This is a genomic window from bacterium (assembly GCA_030247525.1).
Taxonomy (GTDB): Bacteria; Electryoneota; JAOADG01; order JAOADG01; family JAOADG01; genus JAOTSC01.
Map to the genome: position 1 here is coordinate 1 of JAOTSC010000201.1, position 5,519 is coordinate 5,519.

The 5,519-nt window shown below is 48.9% G+C and carries 5 protein-coding genes; 3 read left to right on the top strand and 2 right to left on the bottom strand.

The features are described from left to right. Positions 1–366: hypothetical protein (locus OEM52_13585; GenBank protein ID MDK9701168.1), on the bottom strand; the 366-nt coding region annotated here is incomplete at its 3' end. A gap of 591 nt (positions 367–957) precedes the next feature. Beyond that, positions 958–1,548, bottom strand: a complete 591-nt coding sequence (locus OEM52_13590; GenBank protein ID MDK9701169.1) for a TetR/AcrR family transcriptional regulator — start codon at positions 1,546–1,548, stop codon at positions 958–960. Between the two features lie 255 nt (positions 1,549–1,803). Between OEM52_13590 and OEM52_13595 the strand changes: the two genes are divergently transcribed. The 3 genes from OEM52_13595 to OEM52_13605 are packed head-to-tail and all read left to right on the top strand — an operon-like array spanning position 1,804 to position 5,360. After that, positions 1,804–3,876: a thioredoxin domain-containing protein gene (locus OEM52_13595; GenBank protein ID MDK9701170.1), complete on the top strand. Its 2,073-nt coding sequence runs from the start codon at positions 1,804–1,806 to the stop codon at positions 3,874–3,876. A 39-nt stretch (positions 3,877–3,915) separates the two neighbouring features. Beyond that, on the top strand, positions 3,916–4,710 hold the full coding sequence (locus tag OEM52_13600) for an enoyl-CoA hydratase-related protein (GenBank protein ID MDK9701171.1): 795 nt from the start codon (positions 3,916–3,918) through the stop codon (positions 4,708–4,710). After that, complete coding sequence (locus OEM52_13605) at positions 4,707–5,360, top strand: hypothetical protein (protein ID MDK9701172.1); 654 nt, start codon at positions 4,707–4,709, stop codon at positions 5,358–5,360. The genes OEM52_13600 and OEM52_13605 overlap by 4 nt, the downstream gene beginning before the upstream one ends. Positions 5,361–5,519 lie beyond the last annotated feature (159 nt).

Below are 5,519 nucleotides of genomic sequence, written 5' to 3' on the forward strand. Positions count from 1 at the left end.
AATTCGTTTCGGTAAGAACTCAGTTTTCTTATGAACTGAGTAAAGCTTTAGCATTGCTGCTTTCACCGAATCGAATCCTTTGTATTCGTGAAACTGGAAAGGAATTTCAATCCGGTTACTGTCAAACAGCGCCATTTCCAAATAGTATTGGTTTTGGAAATTCATCAGCAACGCATTGGCCGCTTCAATCCCGAGCGAGTCGCCTCTTTGGCGAAAGTGAGACAGTACTTGATCTGAAACCGATTGTTGGACTTTAATCCCGGCATCGGGGGAGTGGGAGAGTGGTGACAACCCGGCATACAAAGCGGTGAGCGCTGCAAACACGACAATGAGACCCACAACAATGGTGATACGACGGAGATTCATAGCTTCCTCGGCAAAGAAGAACAAAGTTTCGGATACAACGTTGCGAACACTTTTCGTTGTGAGTGGTGATGTCAGCGTATCCATCTTGAGAGTATGTAGTGGAAGGAGCTGCGGATATCGATTCGGGCGTTAGATTCTTTGAGTGTTGCGAGTTAACGATACGATGAAGATGAAAGTTACTTATGTAACTCATAGGTGATAGTATTGTTCGTGTCGTCAGTGCAAGCATCAATCGGTACAACGATAAAGTGTTCCGGGTACCCGGTTGGAGCAGACGCACCCGTACCTGAATAATAGGGTAAATATGAACAATATTCAAATATGGACGGCTCGATATGGTATCTGTATATGATTATTCTTCAAAATCTTACACGACTGACTATCTTTGAGGAATGGTCAAAATTGTGTGTGATGTTATCACACAAAGTGAGAGATTATTTGGTGCAGTATTGCATTTGGTTGCGAAATTAAACCAAAGGTATTTCCTGCTATTACTCATTCAAATGTGATGTAGGACATCAGAACTGCATAATACAAACTGTTTTTCGCCACGGAGAGGCGAAAAGTTCACTGAACTGGCGATCTTATTCGTTAAGAGCCTAACAACCCGACAGTTAATGCTTTTGCGACCAGCGAATAATCCGGTCTTAGTCCGGTAGCTTGACGTAACGAACGATATCCAGAAAGCGAACCGGCGAGTATCGATGCGTATTGGAGGGTCGTCTCCTCATCGACTCCGCTCCGAAGTGTAACAGGGAACACTGTCTCGGCAATCGAATCCAGATATAAAATGAATCCTTTTTGCAGTTGATGGTTAGCAAACAACTTGGTCTCAAGTAATCCACGTGCCAACTGAAATAATGCAGTGTATTCGGGACGAGCGGTAAAAAACAGCTCGTGTGTGCGAACGGCGGCTTCTATCCGTTGTTCAATCTGCCATTTCGGATTCATCGCGGCATGCAAATCGCTTTTAAGCAGATTAATGCCTTCAAGAATTAACTGACAAACGATATCGTCTTTAGATGTGAAGTAACAATAAAAGGCGCCTTTGGCTACGTCGGCTCGGTTCGTGATGTCTTCAATGCGGGTAGTGATGATGCCTTTTTCGTGAAAGAGTGAAAGTGCCGAATTTAGTATTGCAGTGCGAGTAACCAGCTTTTTCCGTTCTCGCCGGTTTACCATCGATAACTCCATGTCGTAATGTCGGAAAATAAAGAGTGTCGCTACCGAAATCAACGAAAAATTCAGAATTTACAATTTACTTTGAAGATTGCTTATGGTTGTTCAAATGTTAGGTATTCCTTTGGTTGTCGTTGTAGAGTGTCGATACAAGTGTTCATGTGCGATATTGTCTTACTGCTCATCGAAAATTGTGTGTATTCAACTTCTTCTTTCAGACTAACGTATAATCAACATCATGTATTCACAGGATTCAGAATGTCAGGTTTAGTTTTGCCCGATGGCACCCCCGCCGCGCGGTTTTTGCATCCCGAGTTAGATTTCACGCCACGCAATCGCCTCGGCGAGGAAACCAGTCCATATCTGCTTCAGCATGCAAACAATCCCGTTGCTTGGCAACCGTATAGCGAAGCAGCCTTCCAAGAGGCGAGGCAGCGCGACCTACCAATTTTGCTCTCCATCGGGTATGCTGCCTGTCATTGGTGCCACGTCATGGAACGTGAATCGTTTGAGAATATTGATGTCGCACGCTTTATGAACCACCACTTCATTTGCATTAAAATCGATCGCGAAGAACGCCCAGATGTCGATCATCTTTACATGTCTGCAGTGCAAATGCTGACGGGACAAGGTGGTTGGCCGCTCAATGTCTTCGTTGATTGGGACGGGAAACCGTTTTTCGGCGGAACCTACTTTCCACCGCAACCAATGTATGGCCGACCGTCGTGGCTTCAAGTCTGTGAAGCGGTCTCAGAAGCATGGACACAACAACGCAACGATGTCCTATCGACCGGAAAGCAGTTGACCATCGCATTACAACAAGAGTCAGCGATTGAAGCACCGCCCGGACTTGATGTTCCCATGTTGTTGAAACGCGCGGTTGATGGATCGCTTGAAAGCTACGACGAACAATTCGGCGGAATTGGCAATGCTCCAAAGTTTCCCCAACCGATGTTGTTGGAATATTTGCTCGAGTATTCCGTGATCGAGAAAAATGAGCAAGCTCGAGCGATGGTAGAAAATAGTCTGGATCGAATGCAGCGCGGTGGCATTTTCGATCAGATTGGCGGAGGCTTCTCACGTTACTCAACTGATGCCCGATGGGTGATCCCGCATTTTGAGAAAATGTTGTATGACAATGCACAGCTTATCAATCTCTATCTCAACGCCAGTCTCCCATTTTCACGGAACGATTTTCTTGCGACAGCAACCTCTACGCTGGACTGGGCGATTCGCGAAATGTGGTTGTCCGACGAGCAGGGTTTTGCCGCATCCTTAGACGCCGACAGCGACGGCGTCGAAGGAAAATTTTATGTCTGGTCGAAGCCGGCGATTCTCGATGCGCTCGGAGAATCGCGGGGAACAAGGTTTTGCGATATTTATGGAGTTGGCGACACCGGAAATTTCGAGCAAGAACTGTCCGCCCTCTGGTTGGAGCGAACGCTAACCGAATGTGCACAAACCTATTCGATACCGGTTGAGCAACTGATGCAGGAGCTTGCCGAGGACCGTGAACTATTACTGTCGTTACGTGACCGTACCCGAAATCGCCCGGCGCGCGACAATAAAGTTCTAACCGATTGGAATGGCCTCATGTTGTCGGCGCTCGCGAACGGACATGCGATAACAAAACAAGCGAGCTATTGGGAACATGCGCTGATGTTGGCAAAGCGATTCGCAAGCGAGTGGCGGGAGACCACAAAACTGCTGCACTCGCGGCGCGGAGGTAATGCGACAACAGAAGAATTCTCGCTCGATTATGCTGCTGTTGCGAATGGACTATTCGACTTGTATCAGGCAACTGGTGATTCGGAATGGTTTGTCGTCGCAATCGAAATTGCGGAAGCGATTAATCAACGCTTTGTTATGCCGAATGGTTCGGTTGCCCAATCGCGTTCGGAAGTTGCCGGTATCCGAACTATCGACCCGTGGGACAATGCGTTGCCCTCGGGGAATTCACATGCGGCATTGCTTTGGTCGAGGCTTGCAAACCTTACTGGAAACAGTAAGTATCGCAACTGGGCGGAACGCGCAACACATGTCTTCGCACCTGCTGCATTAAGGGCGCCGACCGGTTTAGGACAATTGCTTCGCGCGTCGTATCGGTTACAAACCGTTGGCGAGCAATGGGTGATCGCTGGTGAAAAACCTGATGTGCATGCTATTGTATTTCTGCATTACGTACCGCATCGTGAAATCGCATACTGTTCAGGGAATCCACCGGAGCAATTGCATGAACTTTGCGCCGGAAAAGTGAGTATAGAAAATCGACCGACGCTTTACCGTTGTCGAGATTTTCATTGCGAAGCGCCGGAACAATTCCCGGTCTGACGAGAACGATTGTATATTCCGGCATCGTGGGGGAAATCGATGGACACATTGCAAACCATTCAAGTGGCGATATACAACAAAGTCGCACACGTAACATTAGCCAGACCGGAAGTCAACAACGCCTTTAATGAGGTTATGATTACCGAATTGACCTCGGTATTCGACGACTTGGGAAAACGCGAAGACGTGCGCGTAATAGTACTGTCGGGAAGCGGGAAAAACTTTTCCGCCGGCGCCGATCTCAGTTATATGAAGCAAGCTGCCGCCATGAATTTCGAACAGAACCGGAACGCAGCGAAAACGATGGCGACGATGTTTCGCACCATTGACCGGTGTCCGAAACCAGTACTCGGAAAAGTTCACGGTGCGGCGTTGGGCGGAGGTTTCGGCTTGTGCGCCGTCTGTGATCAAGTCGTCGCCGCGACGAACACCAAGTTTGGACTCACCGAAATAAAGTTGGGGATTCTCCCAGCTGTGATTGGTCCCTTCACAATCGCAAAAATCGGGTTCAGTAATTTCCGGGCATACGGATTATCGGGCGAGCGGTTCGATTCGGAGGTTGCCTTACGGATCGGGTTAATCCACGAAGTAGTTACTCCCGAGGAGCTCGATAACGCGATCGAACGGAAACTCGAAGCATTCGGTTCAGCGGCACCCAAGGCAATTGCAGTCTTTAAAACCTATGCCCGCGAACTATCGGGAATCGATTCCGACGAGTGGTTGGAGCGGACGGCAACTTTGATTTCGCAAGCCCGCACCGGTGATGAGGGCCGTGAAGGAATTACCGCTTTTCTCGAGAAACGAACGGCAACCTGGGTGGATAAACTGCCATGAGATTTCAAAAAGTATTGATTGCTAATCGCGGTGCCATCGCAGTCCGAATCGCACAAGCGGTACAGGAAATGGGGATGATAGCGGTCGCGGTGTACTCGACCCCAGATGCTAACGCCCCTCACGTACGGGCCTGTGACGAAGCGTATGAGCTGCCGGGCGATATTGCTTCGGAAACTTATCTCGACCAAACCAAAATCATCGCACTAGCGCAAGCTTGCGGTGCACAAGCGATTCACCCCGGTTATGGCTTTCTTTCCGAAAATGCTCACTTTGCGAAAGCGGTTCGGGCGGCTGGTCTTGAATTTATTGGGCCGGATTACACCGCTATCGAATCGATGGGATCGAAAACCCGCGCCCGGGAGATGATGGCGAATGCCGGTGTTCCGATTGTTCCCGCTTATCAAGGCGACGATTGTTCAGTCGAACGGTTGACTACCGAAGCAAGTCGGATCGGTTATCCGGTACTGGTGAAAGCGGCGGCGGGCGGCGGCGGCAAAGGAATGAAGGTCGTTCGCACCGAAGCGGAGCTGTCCGATTTAGTCGATTCCGCCAAGCGAGAAGCACAAAAAGCGTTTGGCGATGCGACGATATTTCTTAAAAAATATTTTGAAAAATCCCCATCACATCGAAGTGCAAGTGATTGGCGATAAACACGGCAATCTTGTCCATGTCTTCGAGCGGGAATGCAGCATCCAACGCCGCCATCAGAAAATTGTCGAAGAAGCGCCCTCGCCAATTATCACGCCGGAAGTCCGAGCGAAGATTTGCGCTGATGCCGTCGCTGCCGCTAAAGCGGTGAATTACTTCAA

What these genes read in the sequence shown, in the direction of transcription:
- OEM52_13590 (MDK9701169.1), bottom strand. Translation starts at nt 1,548, where the DNA reads ATGGTAAACCGGCGAGAACGGAAAAAGCTGGTTACTCGCACTGCAATA.
- OEM52_13595 (MDK9701170.1), top strand. Translation starts at nt 1,804, where the DNA reads ATGTCAGGTTTAGTTTTGCCCGATGGCACCCCCGCCGCGCGGTTTTTG.
- OEM52_13600 (MDK9701171.1), top strand. Translation starts at nt 3,916, where the DNA reads ATGGACACATTGCAAACCATTCAAGTGGCGATATACAACAAAGTCGCA.
- OEM52_13605 (MDK9701172.1), top strand. Translation starts at nt 4,707, where the DNA reads ATGAGATTTCAAAAAGTATTGATTGCTAATCGCGGTGCCATCGCAGTC.